Annotated in this window: 19 protein-coding genes and 1 riboswitch; all 19 genes read left to right on the forward strand. The window is 47.7% G+C overall.

Annotated elements, in window-relative coordinates; all coding sequences use genetic code 11:
* Positions 1–253 precede the first annotated feature (253 nt).
* Positions 254–2,383, forward strand: coding sequence for a DNA topoisomerase III (locus NZ043_RS13065; protein ID WP_339312106.1), 2,130 nt, complete (start codon positions 254–256; stop codon positions 2,381–2,383).
* Between the two features lie 166 nt (positions 2,384–2,549).
* Positions 2,550–2,687: a hypothetical protein gene (locus tag NZ043_RS13070; RefSeq protein WP_017690703.1), complete on the forward strand. Its 138-nt coding sequence runs from the start codon at positions 2,550–2,552 to the stop codon at positions 2,685–2,687.
* A gap of 125 nt (positions 2,688–2,812) precedes the next feature.
* Positions 2,813–3,076, forward strand: coding sequence for a DUF1294 domain-containing protein (locus NZ043_RS13075; RefSeq protein WP_017690702.1), 264 nt, complete (start codon positions 2,813–2,815; stop codon positions 3,074–3,076).
* 178 nt (positions 3,077–3,254) lie between these two features.
* On the forward strand, positions 3,255–3,689 hold the full coding sequence (locus NZ043_RS13080; RefSeq protein ID WP_047840488.1) for a universal stress protein: 435 nt from the start codon (positions 3,255–3,257) through the stop codon (positions 3,687–3,689).
* A 270-nt stretch (positions 3,690–3,959) separates the two neighbouring features.
* Positions 3,960–4,061: riboswitch (purine riboswitch) on the forward strand.
* 193 nt (positions 4,062–4,254) lie between these two features.
* The gene (purE, locus tag NZ043_RS13085; RefSeq protein ID WP_105602018.1) at positions 4,255–4,740 is read left to right on the forward strand and encodes a 5-(carboxyamino)imidazole ribonucleotide mutase; all 486 of its coding nucleotides are present in this window, start codon (positions 4,255–4,257) and stop codon (positions 4,738–4,740) included.
* Entirely contained in the window at positions 4,737–5,939 is a 1,203-nt protein-coding gene (gene purK, locus NZ043_RS13090) for a 5-(carboxyamino)imidazole ribonucleotide synthase (RefSeq protein ID WP_339312108.1), read from the forward strand. Before purE ends, purK begins: the two co-directional genes overlap by 4 nt.
* Positions 5,936–7,234, forward strand: coding sequence for an adenylosuccinate lyase (purB, locus tag NZ043_RS13095; RefSeq protein ID WP_339312110.1), 1,299 nt, complete (start codon positions 5,936–5,938; stop codon positions 7,232–7,234). Before purK ends, purB begins: the two co-directional genes overlap by 4 nt.
* Positions 7,235–7,470: 236 nt before the next feature.
* Positions 7,471–8,343 (forward strand): phosphoribosylaminoimidazolesuccinocarboxamide synthase, encoded by an 873-nt coding sequence (locus tag NZ043_RS13100; protein WP_339312112.1) that lies wholly within the window; start codon positions 7,471–7,473, stop codon positions 8,341–8,343.
* A gap of 561 nt (positions 8,344–8,904) precedes the next feature.
* On the forward strand, positions 8,905–9,150 hold the full coding sequence (gene purS, locus NZ043_RS13105) for a phosphoribosylformylglycinamidine synthase subunit PurS (protein WP_017690695.1): 246 nt from the start codon (positions 8,905–8,907) through the stop codon (positions 9,148–9,150).
* A gap of 4 nt (positions 9,151–9,154) precedes the next feature.
* The gene (gene purQ / locus NZ043_RS13110; RefSeq protein ID WP_133387395.1) at positions 9,155–9,844 is read left to right on the forward strand and encodes a phosphoribosylformylglycinamidine synthase subunit PurQ; all 690 of its coding nucleotides are present in this window, start codon (positions 9,155–9,157) and stop codon (positions 9,842–9,844) included.
* Positions 9,822–12,065 (forward strand): phosphoribosylformylglycinamidine synthase subunit PurL, encoded by a 2,244-nt coding sequence (gene purL, locus NZ043_RS13115; RefSeq protein ID WP_133387394.1) that lies wholly within the window; start codon positions 9,822–9,824, stop codon positions 12,063–12,065. Before purQ ends, purL begins: the two co-directional genes overlap by 23 nt.
* Positions 12,050–13,528 carry an amidophosphoribosyltransferase gene (gene purF, locus NZ043_RS13120; RefSeq protein WP_091038782.1) on the forward strand — a complete coding sequence of 493 codons (1,479 nt, stop codon included), beginning with the start codon at positions 12,050–12,052 and terminating at the stop codon, positions 13,526–13,528. Before purL ends, purF begins: the two co-directional genes overlap by 16 nt.
* A 417-nt stretch (positions 13,529–13,945) precedes the next feature.
* A complete protein-coding gene (gene purM / locus NZ043_RS13125) occupies positions 13,946–14,986 on the forward strand; it encodes a phosphoribosylformylglycinamidine cyclo-ligase (RefSeq protein WP_133387393.1) in 1,041 nt (346 codons plus the stop codon).
* Positions 14,986–15,603 (forward strand): phosphoribosylglycinamide formyltransferase, encoded by a 618-nt coding sequence (gene purN / locus NZ043_RS13130; protein ID WP_133387392.1) that lies wholly within the window; start codon positions 14,986–14,988, stop codon positions 15,601–15,603. The genes purM and purN overlap by 1 nt, the downstream gene beginning before the upstream one ends.
* A gap of 295 nt (positions 15,604–15,898) precedes the next feature.
* Positions 15,899–17,446 carry a bifunctional phosphoribosylaminoimidazolecarboxamide formyltransferase/IMP cyclohydrolase gene (gene purH / locus NZ043_RS13135; protein WP_133387391.1) on the forward strand — a complete coding sequence of 516 codons (1,548 nt, stop codon included), beginning with the start codon at positions 15,899–15,901 and terminating at the stop codon, positions 17,444–17,446.
* A gap of 129 nt (positions 17,447–17,575) precedes the next feature.
* Positions 17,576–18,841, forward strand: coding sequence for a phosphoribosylamine--glycine ligase (gene purD / locus NZ043_RS13140; protein WP_133387390.1), 1,266 nt, complete (start codon positions 17,576–17,578; stop codon positions 18,839–18,841).
* A gap of 718 nt (positions 18,842–19,559) precedes the next feature.
* A complete protein-coding gene (locus NZ043_RS13145) occupies positions 19,560–20,897 on the forward strand; it encodes a hemolysin family protein (RefSeq protein WP_133387389.1) in 1,338 nt (445 codons plus the stop codon).
* A 263-nt stretch (positions 20,898–21,160) separates the two neighbouring features.
* Complete coding sequence (locus tag NZ043_RS13150) at positions 21,161–22,243, forward strand: hemolysin family protein (protein ID WP_133387388.1); 1,083 nt, start codon at positions 21,161–21,163, stop codon at positions 22,241–22,243.
* 252 nt (positions 22,244–22,495) lie between these two features.
* A complete protein-coding gene (locus NZ043_RS13155; protein WP_133387406.1) occupies positions 22,496–23,449 on the forward strand; it encodes a ring-cleaving dioxygenase in 954 nt (317 codons plus the stop codon).

The raw sequence follows: 23,449 nt of genomic DNA on the forward strand, positions 1-23,449 counted from the left end.
AAACGTATACATCAATACTTTACAGTGTTAATACTTATTCATGCTTCTGTTTACATGTACTCAGAAAAACTATTACATATTTTAATGTGAAGAAATATAACATGAATTCGATATGTTGATTAAACATGAGGTTACAGGATGCGAGTGGAGTAAGAAGTAGAGATGACAGAGCATACCTTTAGTGTGAAATGATATAATGAAAAGATAGGAATGAAAGAGACATAACGTTCTACCAGAGAGGAAGAGATATGAAGTGAAGACATTGGTACTCGCAGAAAAACCATCTGTAGCACGCGAAATAGCTAGAGTCATGGGGGCGCGTGATAAACATAAAAGTTACATGGAAGGCCCGAAATATATCGTTACCTGGGCGCTTGGACATCTGGTTGGATTAGCTGAACCGGAGGATTACGACAAGAAGTATGCAACATGGAATCTGGAGGACCTGCCCATTCTGCCAGATCGTACGAAACTGAAGGTACTTAAAGAAACCAACCATCAATATAAAGCCGTGCAGCAGTTGATGAAGCGTCAGGATGTGGGTGAGCTTGTCATTGCTACGGATGCCGCACGTGAGGGAGAATTGCTAGCCCGTTGGATCATGCAGATGGCGGGGTGGAAAAAACCTTTTAAACGCCTGTGGATCTCATCCCAAACAGATAAGGCGATCAAAGACGGATTTGCTTCGCTGAAGCCAGGCAGTCAGTTCGACCGTCTCTATGAATCTGCACGTTGCCGGGCGGAGGCCGACTGGATGATTGGACTTAACGTGACCCGTGCGTTAACCGTTCGTTTCAATGCGCAGTTGTCTGCTGGACGGGTCCAAACGCCGACCTTGGGCATGATTATGGATAGAGAAAATGAAATTAATGGTTTCCGCTCGCAGGAGTATGAGACGTTAACGGCAGATTTGGGAGGTTTTCAGGCTGTGTGGCGGGCGGCTGGAGGAGATTCGCGAATTTTCAACCCTCAAGAAACTCAGGAATTAAAGAAACGGGTAGACGGGCGCAAGGGCACGATTGCCCAAGTGAAGAAAAGCGAGAAGGTGGAGCCACATCCACTGGCATATGACCTGACGGAACTGCAACGGGATGCCAACCGGAAATATGGTTTCTCTGCAAAGCAAACATCAAATGTCCTGCAACGTCTGTATGAACAGCACAAGCTCGTAACGTACCCACGTACGGACAGCAGGTACCTGACTTCGGATATGACAGCTACATTGAAAGAACGTCTGGACAGTGTAGCCATTGGACCTTATGCGTCTTTGGCACGTCCTTTGCTGCGCAAAAATCTGAATATCACCAAACGTATTGTGGATGACAGCAAAGTTACGGATCACCATGCAATTATCCCTACGGAGCAAACGGTGCTTCTGAATCAATTGAACCCGGAGGAACGCAAATTGTACGATCTGATCGTACGTCGTTTTATCAGCCTATTTTATCCGGCAGCGAAGTACGATTCGGTTGCGATCACGGTTCAAGTGGGGGACGATTCCTTCCATGTCAAAGGTACAACAGTAAAAGAAAGTGGATGGCGTGAAGTATACGGCGGCGATTACAGCGATGATGACGATGACCGTGTGGATGATGCAGCAGACCATGAGCGTGCGCTTTTGCCAGATGTGCAGCAAGGACAGTCCGTGACGGTTCAGCGTTGCCATATTAAAAGTGGACGGACGATGCCTCCCAAACGGTATACCGAAGCCGCTTTGCTTTCCCAGATGGAAAAGCATGGTCTTGGCACTCCGGCTACACGGGCGGATATTATCGAGAAGCTGGTCAGTTCCGACACAATAGATCGTCAAGGCAACAGCATGCATCCAACCGGCAAAGGGAAACAGTTGATTGAACTGGCTGCCCCGCAGCTTCGTACACCGGATCTGACTGCTCGCTGGGAGGCTGAGTTGGAGCGAATTGCCCGTGGGCAAGGGAAACCGGGACCGTTCCTGGACGGTATTCGTTCAATGGCCAAAGAGCTGGTGTCTACGGTCAAAGGCAGCAAAGCAGAGTACAAGCCACATAATGTCTCCAATAGCCATTGCCCGGACTGTAACGCACGATTACTGGAGAAGAAGGGCAAGCGCGGTAAATTCCTTGTATGTCCTACCGAGGACTGTGGATATCGTCGTTCGGCAGAGAAGAGACTGTCCAACCGACGTTGTGCCCAGTGCCACAAAAAGATGGAAATCAAAGAAGGTAAGGCGGGGTTATATGTACAATGTCTTCCTTGTGGTATTACAGAAACATTGGATAAGGACAAACAGCATGTGAACAAACGCGATCAGCAAAAGCTGGTGAAACAGTATGCTAAGCAGGAGTCCATCGGTTCCAATCTGGGTGAACTGCTGAAGGCGGCTATGGAGAAAAAGGGAGAGTAACACACTTGAGGGTAGTTGAGGTAATACTTCGTGCGGTACGAGCTATGGCGAATGATGTACTCATTTACTCCAAAGGGACTGATTATAACTTTTCTCTACTCATCTATGTGAAGTCGTATAAGATCCTCCGTTTTCAGGCAACGTAAGCCAAGGAGGTGATACCTATATGCCGCATAACAAACCAGAGAAAATCCATAACCAGCAAAACAAAGACAGTATTCGGGAAGAGAGTATCGCTGTGCGCCCGGACAAAGCAGCCAAAAGAGCACCAAGCCTGAACGGAATTCCAAAACAGGAGTCCTAAGTCAGAGTGAGGTAGCGTTTATGCACCAATTTCCGGTTCCCTACCCGGTGCGTTGAACATGTCTCTAATGAGGACTATAATGGAGACAGGGAGATGTCCCGGGACAGGGGGATCGCTAGAATTATATGCAAACCGGACTTATATTGTGGTTTTTATTTATTAATGTAGTTGGTTATCTGGTGATGTCGGATGATAAGAGGCGTGCACAACAGCGTCGTGACCGTACACCCGAACGGACGTTATTCTTGCTTGCGTTTATTGGCGGTGCTTTGGGAGTCTGGATCGCGATGTATCGGAAAAGGCATAAGACCAAACATCCCAGCTTCACCATTGGTATTCCGTTGTTGTTGTTCCTGAATGCTGTAATCTATGGTTACTTTATTCAATGAATACATGGAACACATGCGTAACCGTTCATAGTAGGGTTTCATATGTAAATTCATTCGTATAAATGGTTCATTGTGGCTGCGGAACGTTTAAGGAGTTATATGGTTCTGTTAGTTAATTACATGTCAGACCGAAGCTTGCTTCGCGTGCTCTACATATAAAGGAAGGGACGGGATTCACATGTTATTTTCCAAAATATTAGTGGCTTATGATGGTTCCAAAGCTTCAAATAAAGCACTTGATCGTGCGATTGAGCTAGCTAAAGTGTCCCCAAATGCAGTACTGGATGTCATTCATGCTTTTGATTTCCCGCGTGTATTCATCGGTGAGGGGTTGGCTCCACTGCCACCTTCACTTAATAATGACTACTACAATCTGGCGGTGCAGACAACAGATGAAGCGAAAGAGCGAATTCAGGCTGCTGGTGTAACGGCCAATGTGGATCTGATTCAAGGAGCGGCTGCGGAAGTGTTGCTTGATTTTGCCAAAGAAAATGATTCTGATATCATTATTATTGGTAGCCGCGGACTCGGTGGAATTCGGGAATTTGTCCTGGGTAGTGTCAGTCACAATGTGGTGCAGCATGCTCAGGTTCCAGTACTGATCGTAAAATAATGGATGAAGTGTGTACTCACTGAAAAGCAGGAAGCCGGTTGTCTTCGAGAGATTGAAGAGGAGCCGGCTTTCTTTTATGGGATGAAATGGATGGTTAACCGAATTTAATGAAGCAATTTCCGAACATTATATTTGTCAATATGTTAAATGTTCGTCTTTAAGTTGACATTAGCTGTAGGGGATTGTTAGAATGTTAGATGTGTCGATCAGGTAAGAATAAGGTCGAGTAGGAACGAAATGTGTAATAAGAGATTACCAAAATGAACGAAGATAGTTTGATAGATATTTGCTCGTATAACGCCGGGAATAGGGCCCGGAAGTATCTACCCGGGAACCGTAAATTTCCGGACTACGAGGAGATACGGCTGAGAGTCGCATGCAACCAGATGCGGACAGCAAGCCCCCCTTTGGCATGCCCAAATGAGGGATACGTATTTCTTGGAGTCCGGTGTCCGAAGAAAATGTGATGTTTTCGCGGGTAGCGGATTTTTTCATTTCACACGTAATAAGAGTTCCTTAATATCAGATGTAATCAAAAAAGCTCAGACGGGAGTTGGATGTATTCATGTCACTGCAAGTCGCTGTAATTATGGGCAGCAAGTCGGATTGGGAAACGATGAAGCATGCGTGCGAGGTACTGGATGAACTGGAAATCGGATATGAGAAAAAAGTTGTCTCAGCCCATCGTACACCGGATTTGATGTTCGAATACGCAGAGCAAGCAATTGATCGGGGATTCAAAGTGATCATTGCAGGCGCAGGCGGGGCAGCACATCTACCAGGTATGGTCGCTTCCAAAACGATGCTTCCGGTCATTGGTGTTCCGGTTCAATCCAAAGCATTGAATGGCCTTGATTCCTTGTTGTCCATTGTTCAGATGCCTGGCGGAATTCCCGTCGCAACTGTGGCGATTGGCAAGGCAGGGGCAACCAATGCAGGATTGCTGGCAGCTCAAATGATCGGTGCTTTTGACCCGGATGTCCAACGTCGCTCTGAAGCTCGCCGAGAGCGCATCAAACAAGAAGTACTCGAAAGCAGTGAAGAACTATGAGTAGTACAGGGAACCAATCCGGTATAGCAGGTGAGTTGAAAAATGTCCTGCTGCCCGGGAAAACAACCATCGGCATTCTTGGAGGCGGACAGCTCGGACGTATGATGACGCTCGCAGGAACGGCAATGGGGTATCGATTCGTTACTCTTGATCCCGCTGCGGATGCACCTTGTGGTCAAGTTGCTCGTCAGATTGAAGCTGGTTATGACGATGCCAAAGCTGCACTTGAACTGGCTCGGCAATGCGATGTCATTACGTATGAGTTCGAAAATGTAGATGCAGAAGTCGCTGGGCTGCTCGAGCGTGAGTCTTACGTTCCGCAAGGAAGTGTGTTACTGTACACCACACAACATCGGTTGCGTGAAAAACGAGCAATTGAAGCTGCTGGAGTAAGAGTTGCGCCTTATCGTGAGATCACGAGTGCGGATACGATGCTTGTTGCTGTAAGCGAACTTGGAGTGCCATGTGTACTGAAGACGGTGACTGGAGGCTACGATGGCAAAGGTCAGTGTGTAATTCGGGAAGCGAGTGAGGCGGTTGCCGCATATGAAGAGCTTGCAGCTACAGGTGCGGAACTGGTGCTGGAACAATTCATCAAGTTTGCATGCGAGATATCGGTCGTTGTAGCGCGTAGTACAAATGGGGAGATCAAAACGTTCCCGCCAGCGGAGAACATTCATGTAAATAACATTTTGCATGCTTCAATTGTACCGGCTAGAGTTGCCGCAGACATCCAGATTGAAGCGCAAAAGCTGGCAGCAGCGGTGGCAGAATCAATGAAGGCTGTTGGATTACTTGCTGTGGAACTGTTTGTAGCGGCGGATGGAAGACTGTACGTCAACGAACTGGCGCCAAGACCACATAATTCCGGTCACTATACGATGGAAGCTTGTGCGACTTCCCAGTTCGAACAACATATCCGTGCGATCTGCGGATTACCACTTGGGGACACTTCGTTATTGAGTCCGGTTGTTATGGTCAATGTGCTTGGAGAACATCTGGAAGGCATTATCGCCAGAACAGGGCAACCTGATGCAGAAGCGATAGAGCTCGGTGTGATTCCCAAGCTTCACATATATGGTAAAACCGAAGCGAAAACAGGACGTAAGATGGGGCATGTGAATCTGCTCTGTCAGGATGTTGAAGAAGGATTGCAATGGATTGAACAAACTAACCTCTGGAGGAATACAAATTCATGATTGAACGTTATAGCAGACCCGAAATGAGAGCCATCTGGACCGAAGAGAACAAATTCCAATCGTGGCTGGAAGTTGAAATTTGTGCATGTGAGGCGTGGGCTGAACTGGGTGTTATCCCTAAGGAAGAAGCAGCATTGCTTCGTCAGAACGCATCTTTTGACATCGACCGCATCTATGAGATTGAAAAGGAAACGCGTCATGACGTTATCGCATTTACACGTACAGTATCTGAAAGTCTGGGTGCGGAGCGGAAATGGGTGCACTACGGACTGACTTCCACAGATGTCGTGGATACGGCTCTGGGTTATGTACTGCGTCAAGCGAATGAGATTTTGGAAAAGGATATTGTAAATTTCATCGAAATTCTTCGTGAAAAAGCACTGGCTTATCAGCACACACCAATGATGGGACGTACGCACGGCGTGCATGCAGAGCCAACGACATTTGGACTGAAAATGGCATTGTGGCATGAAGAGATGAAACGGAACCTGGAGCGTTTCCGTCATGCAGCAGACAATGTACAATACGGAAAAATCTCAGGCGCAGTAGGAACGTACGCGAACATCGATCCGTTTGTCGAAGAGTTTATATGCGAGAAGTTGGGCACGAAACCTGCGCCAATCTCGACTCAAACATTGCAACGTGACCGTCACGCGGAATATATGGCTACACTGGCGTTAATCGCAACATCCCTGGACAAGTTCGCTACAGAGGTACGTGCACTGCAGAAGAGTGAGTTCCGTGAAGTGGAAGAAGCTTTTGCTAAAGGTCAAAAAGGATCTTCAGCAATGCCGCACAAGCGTAATCCAATTGGTAGTGAAAACATCTCTGGTCTGTCCCGCGTCATTCGCGGACATATGGTATCGGCATACGAGAACGTAACGCTCTGGCATGAGCGCGACATCTCTCATTCTTCTGTAGAACGTATCATTCTGCCAGATGCAACGATGCTGCTGAACTACATGCTGAACCGTTTTGGCAACATCGTGAAGAACCTGACGGTATTCCCTGAGAACATGAAACGCAACATGGAGCGTACCTACGGGGTACCATTCTCCGGTCGCATCATGACAAAGCTGATCGACAAAGGTTTCAGCCGCGAGCAAGCATACGATACGGTTCAACCACGTGCGATGCAAGCATGGGAAGAACAACGTCAGTTCCAGGATATCGTGAAATCCACACCGGAAATCACGGAAGTACTGAACGAAGAGGAAATCGCAGATGCGTTCAACCCGTCATGGCATCTGAAGCACGTAGACACCATCTTCAAAAAGCTCGGTCTGAACGACTAATATATAACTTCCATAAGGCTATAGCACAGAATGATGGTTCAGCGCTTGAACGCAGAGGACAGAAATAAGCTGAAGAAGCAAAGCGTTCGCCTTTATCCCCGGATTTTCACTTTGAAAAAGTGGTATCAAAAAATCTGGGGATAACAGCGATCGGAAGATTGTTCTGTCATCGGAGTGGAGTCCGCACCATCAGGATTCTGATCTTAGCCTTACATCTCCTGAAAGAAGGTGAGCCCATGGCACTGTCCACTGCGGCAGATCTCGTTAAAGCACCTCTGTTATATAAAGGAAAAGTACGTGAATTGTACGATCTGGGTGAACATTTTCTAATCGTGGTTACCGACCGAATCTCGGCATTTGATTATGTGCTGGACCCGGCAGTTCCCGAGAAAGGAAACGTACTGAACAAACTCAGCAGCTTCTGGTTTGAACTGACAGGTAGCATGATGGACAATCACGTGGTTCATACCGATGTGAATCAACTGGGTGACCTGATCACAGACCCTGAATTGCTCAAAGACCGCATCATGGTAACCCGCAAAGCAGAACGCATTGATATTGAATGTGTCGTGCGTGGATACATCACTGGTGGGGGATGGAGACAATACGAGACGAGTGGTGAAGTGAATGGCATTAAACTGCCTGACGGACTTCGCAAAAACGCCAAGCTCGAAGTTCCCATTTTCACCCCGGCAGCCAAAAACGATGTTGGTCATGATGAAGACATCCCAATGGATCGCATGAAAGAACTGGTAGGAGACGCACTTGCAGTGGAGCTTCAAGAAAAAAGCTTACGCCTGTACGAATTCGCCCGTGATTACTGTGATCAACGTGGCATCATTCTGGCAGACTGCAAATTCGAGTTCGGCATCGTGGATGGCAAGGTCATCCTGATTGACGAAATCTTCACTCCAGATGCTTCACGTTTCTGGGCCAAAGAGAATTATGAACTAGACATCGAGATCGACAGCATGGATAAAGAGCCAGTGCGCACCTATCTCGCCGGAACCGATTGGGACAAGAACAGCAAACCCGATCCACTCCCACAAGAGGTAGTTGAAGCAACAACCGCAAGATACGTCGATATTTATAACCGTTTAACGAAATAATAAAGTTTAACGTTTGAGGTGGGCTGCGGGAAAGTTTGGCTTTCGATCGCTGTTGCCCCCGGAATGTTTTGATGGGAATCCTTTTTTCAAAAGGAAACATTCCGGTTGCAAAGGCGAACACTACGCTTCTCCAGCTCAAATCTTTCCCTCCGATAGTGTTCAAACTGGTGGGTGAGGCAATTAAGAGCGGTGGCTTCCCATAGGTAGGAAAGCTTGAAAAGATTACGAGAATTAAATTCATTGATTACTAAAGTAACTTAAAGACCATTCACTGTATTACGTAATGGTCAGTCTCGACTATTGCACCCCGTGCAACGTAAAAGGTTTAGGCCTTTAAAAAACGTCGCATGGACTAGCGGAGGGGCGGAATTGTTCTTAAAGGAGCGATAGCGTTCGCCTTTGTCCCCGGGTTTTGACCGCATAGCGGTTCAAAACAATCAAAAAACCTGGGGACAACAAGCGACCGGAAGAACAATCCGCCCCGGAGCAAGCACCAAAAGTAACTTTTTTAACAGCGTAAAGCATTTATCCCGTTCATTACTGAGGAGGAACATAAGGATCATGATCAAAGCAACCGTATATGTCACTATTAAGCAAAGCGTACTCGACCCGCAAGGCGTAGCTGTTCAAGGAGCCCTGCATTCAATGGGATTCAACGAAGTGGAAAGTGTACGGATCGGTAAAGTCATGGAACTGAACCTGGATACAACAGATCGTGCGGAAGCGGAGAAACGATTGAAAGTCATGTGTGAAAAGCTGCTGGCCAACACCGTTGTTGAAGATTACCGCTACGAATTGGAGGGTTAATCTCATGAAATTTGCAGTTCTTGTGTTCCCTGGCTCCAACTGCGACATCGACTGTTACAAGGCAGTGGAAGATGCGATTGGACAAGAGGTTGATTATGTATGGCACACGGCTACAGATCTTTCGGCTTATGATTGTATTTTAGTTCCAGGTGGTTTCTCTTATGGTGACTACTTGCGTTGCGGAGCGATTTCCCGCTTTGCACCGGTAATGAATGAGGTAGCGAAAGCTGCTGAACAAGGTAAATTTATTTTGGGTATTTGCAACGGATTCCAGATCCTGACGGAAGCAGGATTGCTTCCAGGTGCATTGATCCGTAACACTTCCCTGAAATTCCGTTGTCACGATACGGTATTAAAAGTGGCGAATGCAGATACACCATTTACACGTGACTATGCACCGGGCGAAGAGATTATCATCCCGATTGCTCACGGTGAAGGCAACTATTATTGCGACGAGGAGACGCTCGCGAGTCTGCAAGCGAACAACCAGATCGTATTTACGTATGGTACCAACCCGAACGGTTCCCTGGGTGATATTGCAGGAGTCTGTAACGAGGCTGGAAACGTGGTCGGCATGATGCCGCATCCAGAGCGTGCAGTGGATTCACTGTTTGGTTCGGAAGACGGCAAACGTATGTTTACATCTATTTTGAAAGCATGGAGGGATCGGCATGACGCAGCAGCTATCCGCTAAGGAACCGACAGCAGAACAGGTCGCAGAACATAAACTTTACGCACAAATGGGCGTATCTGACAGCGAGTATGAGCTGATCTGTGAGTTCATGGGGCGCAAGCCAAACTACACAGAAATTGGTGTGTTCAGTGTAATGTGGTCCGAGCACTGTGCTTATAAAAACTCCAAGCCATTGCTGCGCCGTTTCCCAACCACTGGACCACGTGTCCTGATGGGACCTGGTGAAGGTGCCGGTATCGTGGATATCGGTGATAACCAGGCCGTTGTATTCAAAATTGAAAGCCATAACCATCCTTCCGCGGTTGAGCCTTATCAAGGTGCGGCAACAGGCGTGGGCGGCATTATCCGTGATATTTTCTCCATGGGTGCAAGACCGGTTGCATTACTGAACTCCCTTCGTTTTGGCAAGCTGGAGAGCGATCGCGTTAAATATTTGTTCGAACATGTTGTAGCGGGTATTGCTGGATACGGTAACTGTATCGGTATTCCTACCGTTGCAGGCGAAGTGATGTTTGATGAGAGCTATGAAGGCAATCCGCTGGTTAACGCGATGTGTGTGGGTCTGATTGATCATGACAAGATTCAGCGCGGCGTAGCTAAAGGTGTAGGGAACCCGGTTTATTATGTAGGGCCACCAACAGGCCGAGATGGTATTCATGGAGCAACCTTTGCATCGGTTGAACTGACGGAAGAATCCGAGTCCCAACGGACAGCGGTTCAGGTCGGTGACCCGTTTATGGAGAAACTGGTAATGGAATCTTGTCTGGAATTGATCGACACGGGCATCGTGCTCGGAATTCAAGATATGGGTGCTGCGGGTCTGACATGTTCGAGTGCAGAGATGGCAAGTAAAGCGGGTAACGGTCTTGAATTGTATCTGGATCAGGTACCACAACGTGAAGAAGGCATGACGCCTTACGAGATGATGTTGTCTGAGTCCCAAGAACGGATGTTGTTCGTCGTTGAGCCGAAGGATGAGGCGCAGGCGATGGAAATCTTTGAACGTTGGGGCGTCATCTGTGCCAAAGTTGGTAAAGTAACGGATGATGGACGTCTGAAATTGATCCACCACGGCGAAGTGGTTGGAGATATGCCAGTAACGGCATTGGTTGACGAATGTCCAGTGTATGACAAACCTTCTTCTGTACCTGCCTACTACGAGCAAAGTGCTTCCATCGACACGCTTCGTTACGACGAAGTGTCGGATCTCGGCGGAGCGTTGAAACAAGTATTGGCTTCACCAACAGTAGCAAGTAAAAAATGGGTGTATGACCAATACGACTACATGGTGCGTACAAGCACTGCCGTTCGTCCAGGTTCGGATGCAGCCGTAGTTACGATTCGTGGCACACGCAAAGGTCTCGCAATGACAACAGACTGTAATGGACGTTATGTGTACCTTGATCCTGAAGTTGGTGGACGGATTGCCGTAAGTGAAGCAGCGCGTAACATTGTATGTTCTGGTGCTGAGCCGCTGGCGATCACGGACAACCTGAACTTTGGTAACCCGGAGAAGCCGGATATTTTCTGGCAAATGGAGAAAGCGGTAGACGGTATGGCAGAAGCTTGCCGTGTGCTGGATACGCCGGTCATCGGTGGTAACGTAAGTCTGTATAATGAAAACGCCAAAGGCTCCATCTATCCAACGCCAGTTGTCGGTATGGTAGGTCTCGTTCATGATACGGATCATATCACGACACAAGCATTCAAATCCGAAGGTGATGTTATCATCCTCCTCGGTGAAACAAAAGCTGAACTGGGTGGCAGCGAGCTGCAATATGCGGTTCATGGTCAGACGGAAGGTCGTCCGCCAGAACTGAATTTGCAAACGGAAAAAGCGTTGCTCAGCACGGTGCTGGGAGCTATTCAATCCGGTCTCGTTCGCTCTGCACATGACTTGTCTGAAGGCGGCTTGGCTGTTGCACTCGCAGAGTCTTGTATCAGCGGTAACGTAGGAGCACAGGTGAATGTGGAGACTGCACTGCGTGCAGATCACGCCCTGTTCAGTGAGAGTCAATCCCGTATCTTGTTGTCGGCTACGCCAGAGCAAGCGGGTAAACTTGAAGCATTTGTACGTGAGCGCGGTGTACCTGTAGCTGTGATTGGACGTGTAGAAGGAAGTAACCTGACGATTGAATTGAACGGAACATCAGCCGTGAGCGAACCTGTAGGAGGTTTGGCTCAGGTCTGGGAGGATGCGATTCCATGTCTCATGAACTGACGACAGGACCGTTGTGGACAGGCGATTATTATAATGAAGGGTCCGGCAAGGAAGGACTCGACAAATTGAAGGAAGAATGCGGTGTGTTCGGGGTGTTCAGACACCCTGACGCGGCTTCGCTCTCCTATTATGGACTGCATGCGTTGCAACATCGGGGCGAAGAAAGTGCAGGCATGTGTGTGAGTGATGGAAGCCAGTTTAACTATCATCGCGGCATGGGTCTGGTGAAAGAAGTGTTCACCAAAGACCTGATGCAGACGTTAACCGGGGATATTTCCATTGGACATGTCCGGTATTCAACAAGTGGTGACAGTAAACTGACGAACGCACAGCCATTGGTATTCAAATACCGTGATGGCGATTTGGCAGTAGCAACCAACGGAAACATTGTGAATGCACCAACGATCCGGCGTGAGCTGGAGCAGAGTGGGTCCATTTTTCAAACAACAAGTGATACCGAGGTCATTGCGCATCTGATTGCACGATCTTCCAAAGGGCTTGTGGAAGCGGCAAAAGAGGCATTCCAGCGCATTGTGGGCGGTTATGCATTTCTGATCATGACCAATGACAAGCTGCTCGTGGCTTCCGATCCGCATGGACTTCGTCCGCTGACGATGGGTAAGCTCGGGGATGCATATCTGTTTGCATCTGAGACGTGTGCCCTGGAAACCATTGGCGCAGAGTTAATTCGTGATATTGAACCGGGTGAATTGCTTGTGCTGGATGCAGATGGTCTGCACGAGGATCGTTTTGATCATCACAAACACCGCAAGGCATTATGTGCGATGGAATATATTTATTTTGCTCGTCCGGATAGTGATATGAATGGTGCGAATCAGCATGCTGCCCGTAAACGGATGGGAAGCCGGATGGCGATTGAGTCGTTTGTGGATGCGGACTTGGTTACGGGGGTACCAGATTCCAGCATCTCGGCGGCGATTGGATACGCTGAACAGACAGGCATTCCGTATGAGATGGGTATGATTAAAAATAAATACACTGGACGTACGTTTATCCAGCCAAGCCAGGAATTGCGGGAGCAGGGCGTGAAGATGAAGCTGAGCGCTGTGCGTCGCGTTGTGGAAGGAAAACGTGTGGTTATGATTGACGACTCCATTGTACGGGGAACAACCTCCCGTCGGATCGTTAACATGCTGCGTGATGCAGGAGCTACCGAAGTCCATGTACGCATTACATCACCACCTTTCAAAAACCCATGTTTCTATGGCATCGATACACCGGACAGCCGTGAATTGATCGCCTCACAACTGTCGGTGGAAGAAATTTGCCGTGAGATTAATGCGGATTCCCTGTCGTTCCTCAGTCCGGATGGACTGATAGCATCGATTCAGGGAGATAATCAGGATGATCCCAAAGGCGGGCTTTGCCTCGCATGTTTTGATAATGATTACCCAACCCGCCTCGACTTTGGCGGGGAAGAAAAATTCGGCTGCAGTTGCTAGCTGTTATGTGGCGAGACAAACGTATCTCGCCGCCCCAGGCATAGCCCGCGCCCTCAAGCCCCGCCTTGCGGAGCAACAGGGGTCAGGGCAGCCAAGCGAAGCAGCTGCCCCCGGACGCAGCCCGCGCCCTCAAGCCCCGCTTTGCGGAGCAACAGGGGCCAGGGCAGCCAAGCGAAGGAGCTGCCCAGCGGGCTTGCCCCGCAGCGTAGCTGAGCGGGGTTCGCCGACCGATGGCTTGCAGCCAACGGAATCGGCGAACAATCCCGCGGGATCACGCACGAATCAACCATAGCAAGATCACACCAGCCACCTCTGCACCGCTTTTTTGGCGGGTGTCCAGAGGGCCTGCCAAGGTCCTATGGGGTCCTCCCGGGCGGGAGGATTTAGGTGGGGCGAAAAAAAAGGAGCTGATTCCACTTGTCTGAAGCATATAAAAATGCCGGCGTCGATATCGCGGCAGGTAATGAAGCGGTTGAACGGATGAAAAAACACGTGAAGCGTACCTTCCGTCCGGAAGTGATGACAGATCTGGGTGGATTCGGTGCCCTGTTCGGTTTGAACAAAGATAAATACGATGAGCCTGTGCTTGTATCCGGTACGGATGGCGTAGGCACCAAGCTGAAAATTGCATTTGCCATGGACCGTCACGATACCATCGGAATTGACGCGGTAGCGATGTGTGTGAACGACATTGTGGTACAGGGTGCAGAACCACTCTTCTTCCTTGACTATCTGGCATGTGACAAAGTCATTCCTGAGAAGATCGAAGCTATTGTTGCGGGTATCGCTGAAGGCTGTTATCAATCTGGTTGTGCGCTGATCGGTGGCGAGACGGCGGAGATGCCGGGCATGTACAGTGAAGGCGAATACGATATTGCCGGATTCACGGTGGGTATCGTAGACAAAGCTAAGATCATCAACGGTACAACCATCGCCCCTGGCGACACAGTGATTGGACTGGCCTCCAGCGGTGTGCATAGTAACGGATTCTCGCTGGTACGCAGACTTTTGTTGGAAGATGCGGGACTTGATCTGCATGATGAAGTAGCGGAACTGGGCGGTAAGCTGGGTGATTCCCTGCTGGAACCTACGAAGATCTACGTTAAACCTCTGTTGTCCCTGCTGGAAAAGGTAAAAGTAAAAGGCATGGCACACATTACAGGTGGTGGCTTCATCGAGAATATCCCACGTATGTTGCCGAGCAACGTGAATGTGGATATTGACTACGGCTCTTGGCCGATCCTGCCGATCTTCAACCTGTTACAGGAAAAAGGTGCTGTCTCGAACCGTGACATGTTCACCACATTTAACATGGGTGTTGGGCTTGTACTGGTGGTTAATGAAGCAGATGCAACGGAAGCGCTGGAACAACTGAAAGCATCTGGTGAAGAAGCGTACATCATTGGCCGTGTTACTGAAGGAGATGCGCGAGTAACCTTCACGGGAGCGGATGTTTAATGGCGAACTACCGCATAGCTGTATTTGCCTCGGGTGAAGGGACCAACTTTCAGTCATTGGTCGATGCAGTACGGAACGGTGGGTTGGATGCATCTGTAGATCTGCTCGTGTGTGATAAACCGGCTGCACGCGTTGTGCAGCGGGCACAGGATGCAGGCGTGGATTGTCATCTGTTTACTCCAAAAAATTATGCTTCCCGTGAAGCCTATGAGGCAGAGATCTTGGAAGTGCTTGAATCCAAAAAAATCGACTTGGTCGTTCTTGCGGGATATATGAGATTGCTGACTTCGGTTGTGGTAGATCGTTACGCAGGACGGTTGATTAACATTCATCCGTCCTTGCTACCGGCATTTGCAGGCAAGGACGCGATTGGACAGGCTCTCGAATATGGCGTAAAAGTTACAGGCGTAACGGTGCACTTTGTGGACGGTGGCATGGATACAGGGCCGATTATTGCCCAGCATCCCGTTCCCATTTTGCCAGAGGATACGCCTGAGTCAATCAGCCGCTCCATCCATGCAGCCGAACAGCAACTTTACCCTGAAGTGGTATCCTGGTTCGCTCAAGGTCTGGTTCAATTAGACGGACGTCACGTTACTGTTAACAAACCGGTTTGATATAAGTTGAAATTTTTTTGCACATTAACGGAGAGGACAGAAAAAACCTGAAAAAGCAAAGCGGTCGCCTTTATCACCGGATTTTCCCTTTAAGAAAAGGGAATCAAAAAATCTGGGGATAACAGCGATTAGAAGGTTGTTCTGTCATCGGAGTGTCCCGTGTAAACATCTTAGTTCCACTTATATAACAGAAGTCGAATATTGGTACGCATTTTGTGATATTTCTCGGGAAATAAATCGGCTGTGTTTCGTCAGGAAACGCGAAGCCATGGGACATTTAAAGGAGGAGCATATTGTGAGTATCAAAAGAGCGCTGGTCAGCGTATGGGATAAAACAGGCATCGTGGACTTTTGCCGCGAGCTGTCGCAAATGGGTGTGGAGATTATTTCGACAGGAGGTACAAGCAGCCTATTGTCGAAGGAAGGCGTACCTGTCATCGGAATTTCGGATGTGACCGGGTTCCCGGAAATCATGGACGGACGTGTTAAAACATTGCATCCAGCAGTTCATGGTGGGTTGCTGGCTGTTCGTGACAGCGAAGAGCATAAGCGCCAGATGGAAGAGAACGGATTGGGTTATATTGACCTCGTTGTCGTAAACCTCTATCCCTTCCAAGATACTATCGCCAAACCGGATGTGACGTACGAAGACGCGATCGAGAACATCGATATCGGTGGTCCAACCATGCTTCGTTCGGCTGCCAAAAACCATGCCTTTGTCAGTGTCGTTGTTGACACAGCAGATTACGGCAAGGTGCTTGAAGAAGTGCGCAGCAATGGAGATACCACACTCGAAACACGCAAACGGCTTGCGGCAAAAGTGTTCCGCCATACAGCGGCTTACGATGCAGTTATTTCTGACTATCTCTCTAACCTGAACGGTGATCCGTTGCCAGAGCGTCTGACGGTTACTTACGAAAAACTCCAGGATTTGCGTTACGGCGAAAATCCACACCAGCAGGCGGCATTCTACCGCAAACCGCTGGCTGCACAAGATACGTTGACAACAGCCGAGCAATTGCATGGCAAAGAGTTGTCTTACAATAACATCAACGATGCGAACGCAGCATTGCAGATTGTCAAAGAATTTGAAGAACCGGCGGTTGTTGCGGTTAAACATATGAACCCATGCGGCGTAGGTATTGGTGCAAGTATCTATGAAGCTTACAGCAAGGCATATGCTGCAGATCCAACGTCTATCTTTGGTGGCATCGTGGCTGCGAACCGCATTATCGATAGTGATACAGCAGGCAAATTGAGCGAGATTTTCCTGGAAATCATACTTGCCCCTGACTTTACACAAGAGGCACTCGATATCCTGACGAAGAAGAAAAACATTCGTTTGCTCAAAACGGGTGAACTGAATGCTGCTCGTAAACGGGAAAGCCAATTCGTGGTAACGTCCATCGACGGCGGCATGATCGTGCAACAGTCGGATGTGCATTCCATTGAAGCAAGCGAGCTGAACGTGGTAACGGATCGTGCGCCATCGGAAGAAGAACTGAAACAGCTGTTGTTTGGCTGGAAAGTAGTTAAACATGTGAAATCCAACGCGATTGTACTTGCTGCAAATGATATGACGGTAGGTGTGGGCGCTGGACAAATGAATCGTGTGGGTGCGGCCAAAATTGCGATTGAGCAAGCTGGCGAGCAAGCAAAAGGTGCTATTCTGGCATCCGATGCGTTCTTCCCAATGGGTGATACGCTGGAACTGGCAGCAAAAGCCGGAATTACAGCAGTGATTCAACCTGGTGGTTCGATCAAAGACGAAGAATCCATCAAAGTAGCCAATGAATACGGAATTGCCATGGTCTTCACAGGCGTTCGTCACTTCAAACACTAGAACGAAAAAGGTTTAATAAGGGGTGTCGCCAGTCATACTTATGACTTATGGTACACCCCCTCTTTTTTAGGTTTTTCAACACGCGATAGCGTAACAAATCCAGTTATGCACGGAGGGGGAACAGAACGAATGGATATTCTGGTAGTAGGCGGCGGTGGCCGGGAGCATGCAATCATTTGGGCTCTGGCGAAGAGTCCAAAGGTAGACAAGATTCACTGTGCACCGGGAAATGCAGGTATTGCTCAGCTCGCTGAGTGTCATGCCATTGCGGTAAATGAATTTGATAAACTAACGGCTCTTTCTGTAGAGCTTAAAGTGGGATTAGTGGTTATTGGTCCGGATGATCCGCTGGCGGATGGGATCGTGGATGCATTTGATTCGACAGGTATTCCGGTATTCGGACCCCGTCGTAATGCAGCAGAGATCGAAGGAAGTAAAACGTTCATGAAGGACCTGCTGCACAAATATAACATTCCAACCGCAGCCTATGAAAAATTCGACAACTACGAACAGGCTCAAACATATCTGAATGAGCAAGCAATTCCGGTTGTCATCAAGGCAGATGGACTGGCAGCGGGCAAAGGTGTGACGGTAGCTTATTCCCGTGAAGAGGCTGATCAGGCACTTCGCAGCATCATGGTGGAGAAGGTATTTGGTGAAGCAGGAGCCAAAGTGATCATCGAGGAATTCCTCGCAGGGCAGGAAATGTCCATTCTGGCTTTTGTCGATGGGGAGACGGTTCGTCCGATGGCCGCAGCACAGGATCACAAACCTGTATTCGATAATGACCAGGGGCCAAACACAGGCGGTATGGGTACATATTCACCATTGCCACATATCCCTGCTTCTATTATTGAGGAAGCCGTGGAGACGATCATTAAACCAACGGCTAAAGCGATGGTGTCCGAGGGACGTCCATTCCAAGGTGTATTGTTTGCCGGTCTGATGATATCGCCGGATGGCAAACCCAAAACGATTGAGTTTAACGCACGTTTCGGTGATCCCGAAACACAGGTTGTTTTGCCACGTCTGAAAAGTGACTTGTTCGATATCTTCTGGGCATCCGTTCATGGCAAACTGGCTGACATTGAGATTGAATGGAGCGATGAAGCCGCAGTATGTGTGGTGCTTGCTTCAGGAGGTTATCCGGGTCCTTATGCCAAAGGAGTAGTCATCGAAGGACTCGATCAAGTAGACGATGCCGTGGTATTCCACGCAGGTACAGCTCGTAATGAAGCAGGAGACTGGGTCACGAACGGCGGACGAATCCTGGGCGTAGTTGGCCTTGGTGCAGATATTGCCGAAGCTAGAAACAAAGCCTATGCAGAGGCGGAGCGTATCCGATTTGATGGCAAACATCAGCGGACGGATATCGCTGCTAAAGCACTGGTATAGAATGAATACAAGAGCCCGTATAGATGTGTACCGGAAAGGTATTTGCATCCTGCGGGCTCTTTGCTGCGTATATAGATGTACCTTGTGCAAACGGCCGAACTTGTCCATACGGGAAAGACATGGGAAAGATACGAAACAGGATATAATCTGGGTGTTTAGGCATGTTGTTTAATGCCCTAAAGTACAGGGTAGTATTTTTATAAATGGGACTATACTAAACATGTGAACATGTTCACATTATGAGATAATATCAATCATATTATATAAAGTACGTAACATACATAGAGACTAATTTGTGAACATTATACTGTAAGCTTGTGGCAAACCATAACGTGCAACTGGATGGTTGAGCGGGAAACATGGTATACTTTTCGGAAACAGGAATGAGTACGAGGGGAGGTGGATATCTATTGGGTAGGCGATATTGTAAATTGTCCAAATGGCGAATCTAGGTGGAGTTAAGCGAGGAACAATTGACAGCATGAGGGGTAACCCGATTTGAATGAAGAAGTTTCTGCAAGTCATTGACTTCATCTTGAATTCCTGTTTTGGTTTTACAAGGTCAAACACGTACGACATATACAAATATGATCATTATTCGATTTCATATAAGGCATACGCCATGATGAACGACAAACAGCGCATGAATGGTTAACCTAGTTAACGGATCACGCTGTAACTATCTCTGGAGGTGAATCCCTGAGAACCGGGGAAATCATTGGACATAATTACCATATTGAATATCGCTTTACTTATTATCTTGATTGCATTGACTGCATTTTTCGTAGCATCGGAGTTCGCTGTAGTCAAAATTCGTACATCAAGAGTAGATCAACTGGTTGCCGAAGGCAATAAAAAGGCAGTACTTGCCAAAAAAGTTGTCTCTGACCTGGATTATTATCTGTCAGCCTGTCAGCTCGGTATTACGGTTACTGCTCTAGGACTGGGAGCGCTCGGCAAACCGACGGTTGAGAGATTGTTATACCCGGTATTCAATTATTTAGATGTACCTGCTTCGATCTCATCAATTGCTTCCTATGCGATTGCCTTTATCCTCGTCACGTTTTTGCATGTGGTTGTTGGTGAGATGGCACCGAAAACGCTGGCGATTCAATTTTCAGAAAAACTGACATTAATGCTTGCCCCATCACTATACTGGTTCGGTAAAATCATGTATCCGTTCATATGGGCGCTTAATGGAACCTCTCGTGTTCTTCTGCGAGGATTCGGTGTGAAGCCTGCCAAACATGATCAAGCCTACTCGGAGGACGAGATCAAGATCATCATGAACCAGAGTTATGAAGGTGACGAGAACAACAAGACCAAGCTTTCATATCTGGAAAATGTATTTGTGTTCGACGAACGTGATGCCAAAGACATCATGGTACCACGTACGGAACTGGTGACATTAGATCAGGATATGACCTATGACGATATTATTCCTATATTGGATGAACATAACTATTCACGTTACCCTGTCATCGAGGATGGGGACAAGGACCGCATTATCGGTGTTGTGAATGTGAAGAAGATTTTGCCTGACATGGTAGCCGCAAGATCATATCAACTAAGCGAGTTCGTTCGTGAGATCCCATTTGTTTCCGAAGTTACACGTATCCAGGATGCGATGATTAAAATGCAGCAGGAACGTGTACACATGGCCGTGGTCGTGGATGAATACGGCGGTACTTCGGGAATTATTACGATGGAGGATATTCTGGAGGAGCTGGTCGGTGAGATTCGTGATGAATTCGATGCCGATGAGGTGGCTGATATTCAGGAGACCGGAGAGAATCAATATCTCATTAATGGTCGGGTACTTTTGGATGAAGTGGAGCGGCAGTTCGGGCTTAGCTTTGAAGGAAATGAAGAGATGGATACCGTAGCCGGATGGATTCAGTACCAGAAGGGTGTAGGTGTGGAAAAAGGCGACACAGTAGAACACGGCGATTATGTCTGGACCGTTGTTGATACCGAAAATTATCACATCAAGCAAGTTCTTCTGGAGCGGGTAAACGGCGCGCAGGTTGAGGAAGCTGCTAGCGATCTGGCGTAATGTTGGTTCGATCATAACTGTAATCTAGGGTCGACGGCCCTCAGAATTTAAATGTTTTGGCAACGTAACAGTGTAGGGGACGGAATCGATTCTAAAGAAGCGTAGCGTTCGCGTTTGCAAACCAATTCTATACCTTTGAAAACAACAATCAGGGAAATTTGGAGGCAATGGCGATCGGAAGAACGAGCCGTCACCTGAACGTCACTCGTGCAACCTTATTTTAAATTTTAATGGAGGTGAATCCCTCAGGTTGAGGGAAATCATTGGACGGAATAATAGCCTTGAATTTATTTTTAGTAGCCGTATTTATAGGTCTGACAGCCTTTTTCGTTGGAGCCGAATTTGCAATTCTTAAAGTACGGATGTCCCGAATCGATCAATTGATCTCGGAAGGTAACAAAAAGGCAGTACTGGCCAAAAAAGTGGCGCACAACCTGGATTATTATCTGTCAGCATGTCAATTGGGGATTACCATCACGGCGCTGGTATTGGGAGCCTTGGGTGAACCTACCGTTGAGAAAATGCTTCATCCGCTCTTTGAGCGCATGGAAGTGCCGGCGGCATTGTCTACCGTGCTTTCCTATGGTATTGCTCTGGCGATCATTACCTTCCTGCACGTGGTTATTGGTGAATTGGCACCGAAAACACTGGCGATTCAGTTTGCAGAGAGAATGACGCTGTTGTTGGCACCACCACTGTACTGGTTCGGTAAAATCATGAATCCGTTCATCTATGCGCTGAATGGAGCTGCTCGTCTGTTGCTTGGTATCTTTGGTGTAAAACCTGCCGGGCATGATACCGTTCACTCCGAAGAAGAGCTGAAGCTGATTATGGCACAGAGCTACGAGAGTGGCGAGATCAACCAGACGGAGCTGGACTATCTCAAAAACATTTTTGCTTTTGATGAGCGTTTGCTTCAGGAGATTATGATTCCACGAGATAAAATTGTTACTCTGAATAAGGAAATGCCGCTTGATCAGATCATTGAAACGCTGAATCGACACGAATACACAAGATACCCTGTTATTGCGAATGGGGATCAGACGCATTTTGTGGGCTTTATTAACACAAAAGAAATGCTGACGAGTGTGGCTGCAGGCAGAGACTTCAATATGGAGACATTTGTTCATAATACGCCGAGTTTCTCCGAGCGCTCTCCAATCAAGGATGTGCTGATTCAGATGCAGCAAAGCCGCGTACACATTGCAACCGTGAAAAACGAGGCAGGTGCTACGGTAGGTATGGTTACAATGGAGGATATCCTTGAAGAGATTGTCGGAGATATCAAGGATGAATACGAGCACAAAGATTTGGTGAATCCACCAAAAAGAATGAAATTGGTTTAAGAAGCAGTGATACAAAGATATTACAGGATTAGCGATGCAACGAAATTTTCTAACAATAAGCAGGTTCCCGATGTGCTCGGGGCCTGTTTTTTGTATTAAATCTTAATTTTAAAATAAAAGCTTGCATATTGTGGTCCAATGGATTAATATAAATTTAAAGAATCTTAATTTAAAGATAAATAACAAAAATCAATACAATAAATAAAAGAAGCAAAACTAACCTATGATACTACTAAAACCAAGGGAGTGGAGATTATGTTCAGAACTTCAGGAATTCACCATATTACAGCTTTTGTAGACGATGCACAGAAAAATGTTGATTTTTACGCAGGTGTGTTGGCGCTCAGACTGGTGAAAAAAACAATTAACTTTGATGCACCAGACGTGTATCACTTGTATTATGGGAATGAGCAGGGTGCACCGGGCACAATCATCACCTTTTTCCCACAGCAGAATTCAAGAAGAGGTGTCATTGGTTCAGGTCAGACTGGAGTTACCGTATATGCGGTTCCTGTAGGCAGCCTGCCTTTCTGGAAAGAACGTCTTGCTTCCTTCGATATTCCATATGAAAATAAAACGAGATTCGGTGAGCAGTACATTCGTTTCTTCGACAAAGGCGGTCTGCTGCTTGAACTGGTTGAGCGTGAAGGCGGTCAGCCAAGCAACTGGACGTTCAACGGTGTGACACCAGAGCATGCCATCAAAGGATTCGGCGGTGCCGTATTGTTCAGTCATGTTCCTGAGAAAACCATGGACGTATTGGTGAGCAAATTGGGTCTCGAGCAGGTCGGTGAAGAGAACGGACTTCTTCGTCTTCAGGCAAGCGGCGATATCGGTCAGGTCATCGATATTCAGTCTACAGGCATCCAACGCGGAATTGGCGGAGCCGGAACGGTTCACCATATTGCATGGCGTGCCAAAGACTACGCGGAGCATGAACAAATTCAGCAGGATCTTGAACAATCCGGGTATCATCCAACGCCAGTCATTGACCGTCAATACTTCAACGCTGTGTATTTCCGGGAGCCGGGAGGTATACTGTTCGAATTGGCTACGGATCCTCCAGGATTTGCACGGGATGAACCAGCAGAGAGCATGGGCGAGAAACTGATGTTGCCTGAATGGTATGAGCCACAGCGCGAACAGATTGAACAATTGTTGCCACGAATTGAAGTACGTGAATGGAAAGGGGAGTCCAAATCATGA

The sequence above is a fragment of the Paenibacillus sp. FSL k6-2145 genome (assembly GCF_037976585.1).
GTDB lineage: Bacteria > Bacillota > Bacilli > Paenibacillales > Paenibacillaceae > Paenibacillus.

Excerpts from the sequence above, each read along its gene's own strand:
- NZ043_RS13070 (WP_017690703.1), top strand. The coding sequence starts at position 2,550 with ATGCCGCATAACAAACCAGAGAAAATCCATAACCAGCAAAACAAAGAC.
- NZ043_RS13075 (WP_017690702.1), top strand. The coding sequence starts at position 2,813 with ATGCAAACCGGACTTATATTGTGGTTTTTATTTATTAATGTAGTTGGT.
- NZ043_RS13080 (WP_047840488.1), top strand. The coding sequence starts at position 3,255 with ATGTTATTTTCCAAAATATTAGTGGCTTATGATGGTTCCAAAGCTTCA.
- purE (WP_105602018.1), top strand. The coding sequence starts at position 4,255 with ATGTCACTGCAAGTCGCTGTAATTATGGGCAGCAAGTCGGATTGGGAA.
- purK (WP_339312108.1), top strand. The coding sequence starts at position 4,737 with ATGAGTAGTACAGGGAACCAATCCGGTATAGCAGGTGAGTTGAAAAAT.
- purB (WP_339312110.1), top strand. The coding sequence starts at position 5,936 with ATGATTGAACGTTATAGCAGACCCGAAATGAGAGCCATCTGGACCGAA.
- NZ043_RS13100 (WP_339312112.1), top strand. The coding sequence starts at position 7,471 with ATGGCACTGTCCACTGCGGCAGATCTCGTTAAAGCACCTCTGTTATAT.
- purS (WP_017690695.1), top strand. The coding sequence starts at position 8,905 with ATGATCAAAGCAACCGTATATGTCACTATTAAGCAAAGCGTACTCGAC.
- purQ (WP_133387395.1), top strand. The coding sequence starts at position 9,155 with ATGAAATTTGCAGTTCTTGTGTTCCCTGGCTCCAACTGCGACATCGAC.
- purL (WP_133387394.1), top strand. The coding sequence starts at position 9,822 with ATGACGCAGCAGCTATCCGCTAAGGAACCGACAGCAGAACAGGTCGCA.
- purF (WP_091038782.1), top strand. The coding sequence starts at position 12,050 with ATGTCTCATGAACTGACGACAGGACCGTTGTGGACAGGCGATTATTAT.
- purN (WP_133387392.1), top strand. The coding sequence starts at position 14,986 with ATGGCGAACTACCGCATAGCTGTATTTGCCTCGGGTGAAGGGACCAAC.
- purD (WP_133387390.1), top strand. The coding sequence starts at position 17,576 with ATGGATATTCTGGTAGTAGGCGGCGGTGGCCGGGAGCATGCAATCATT.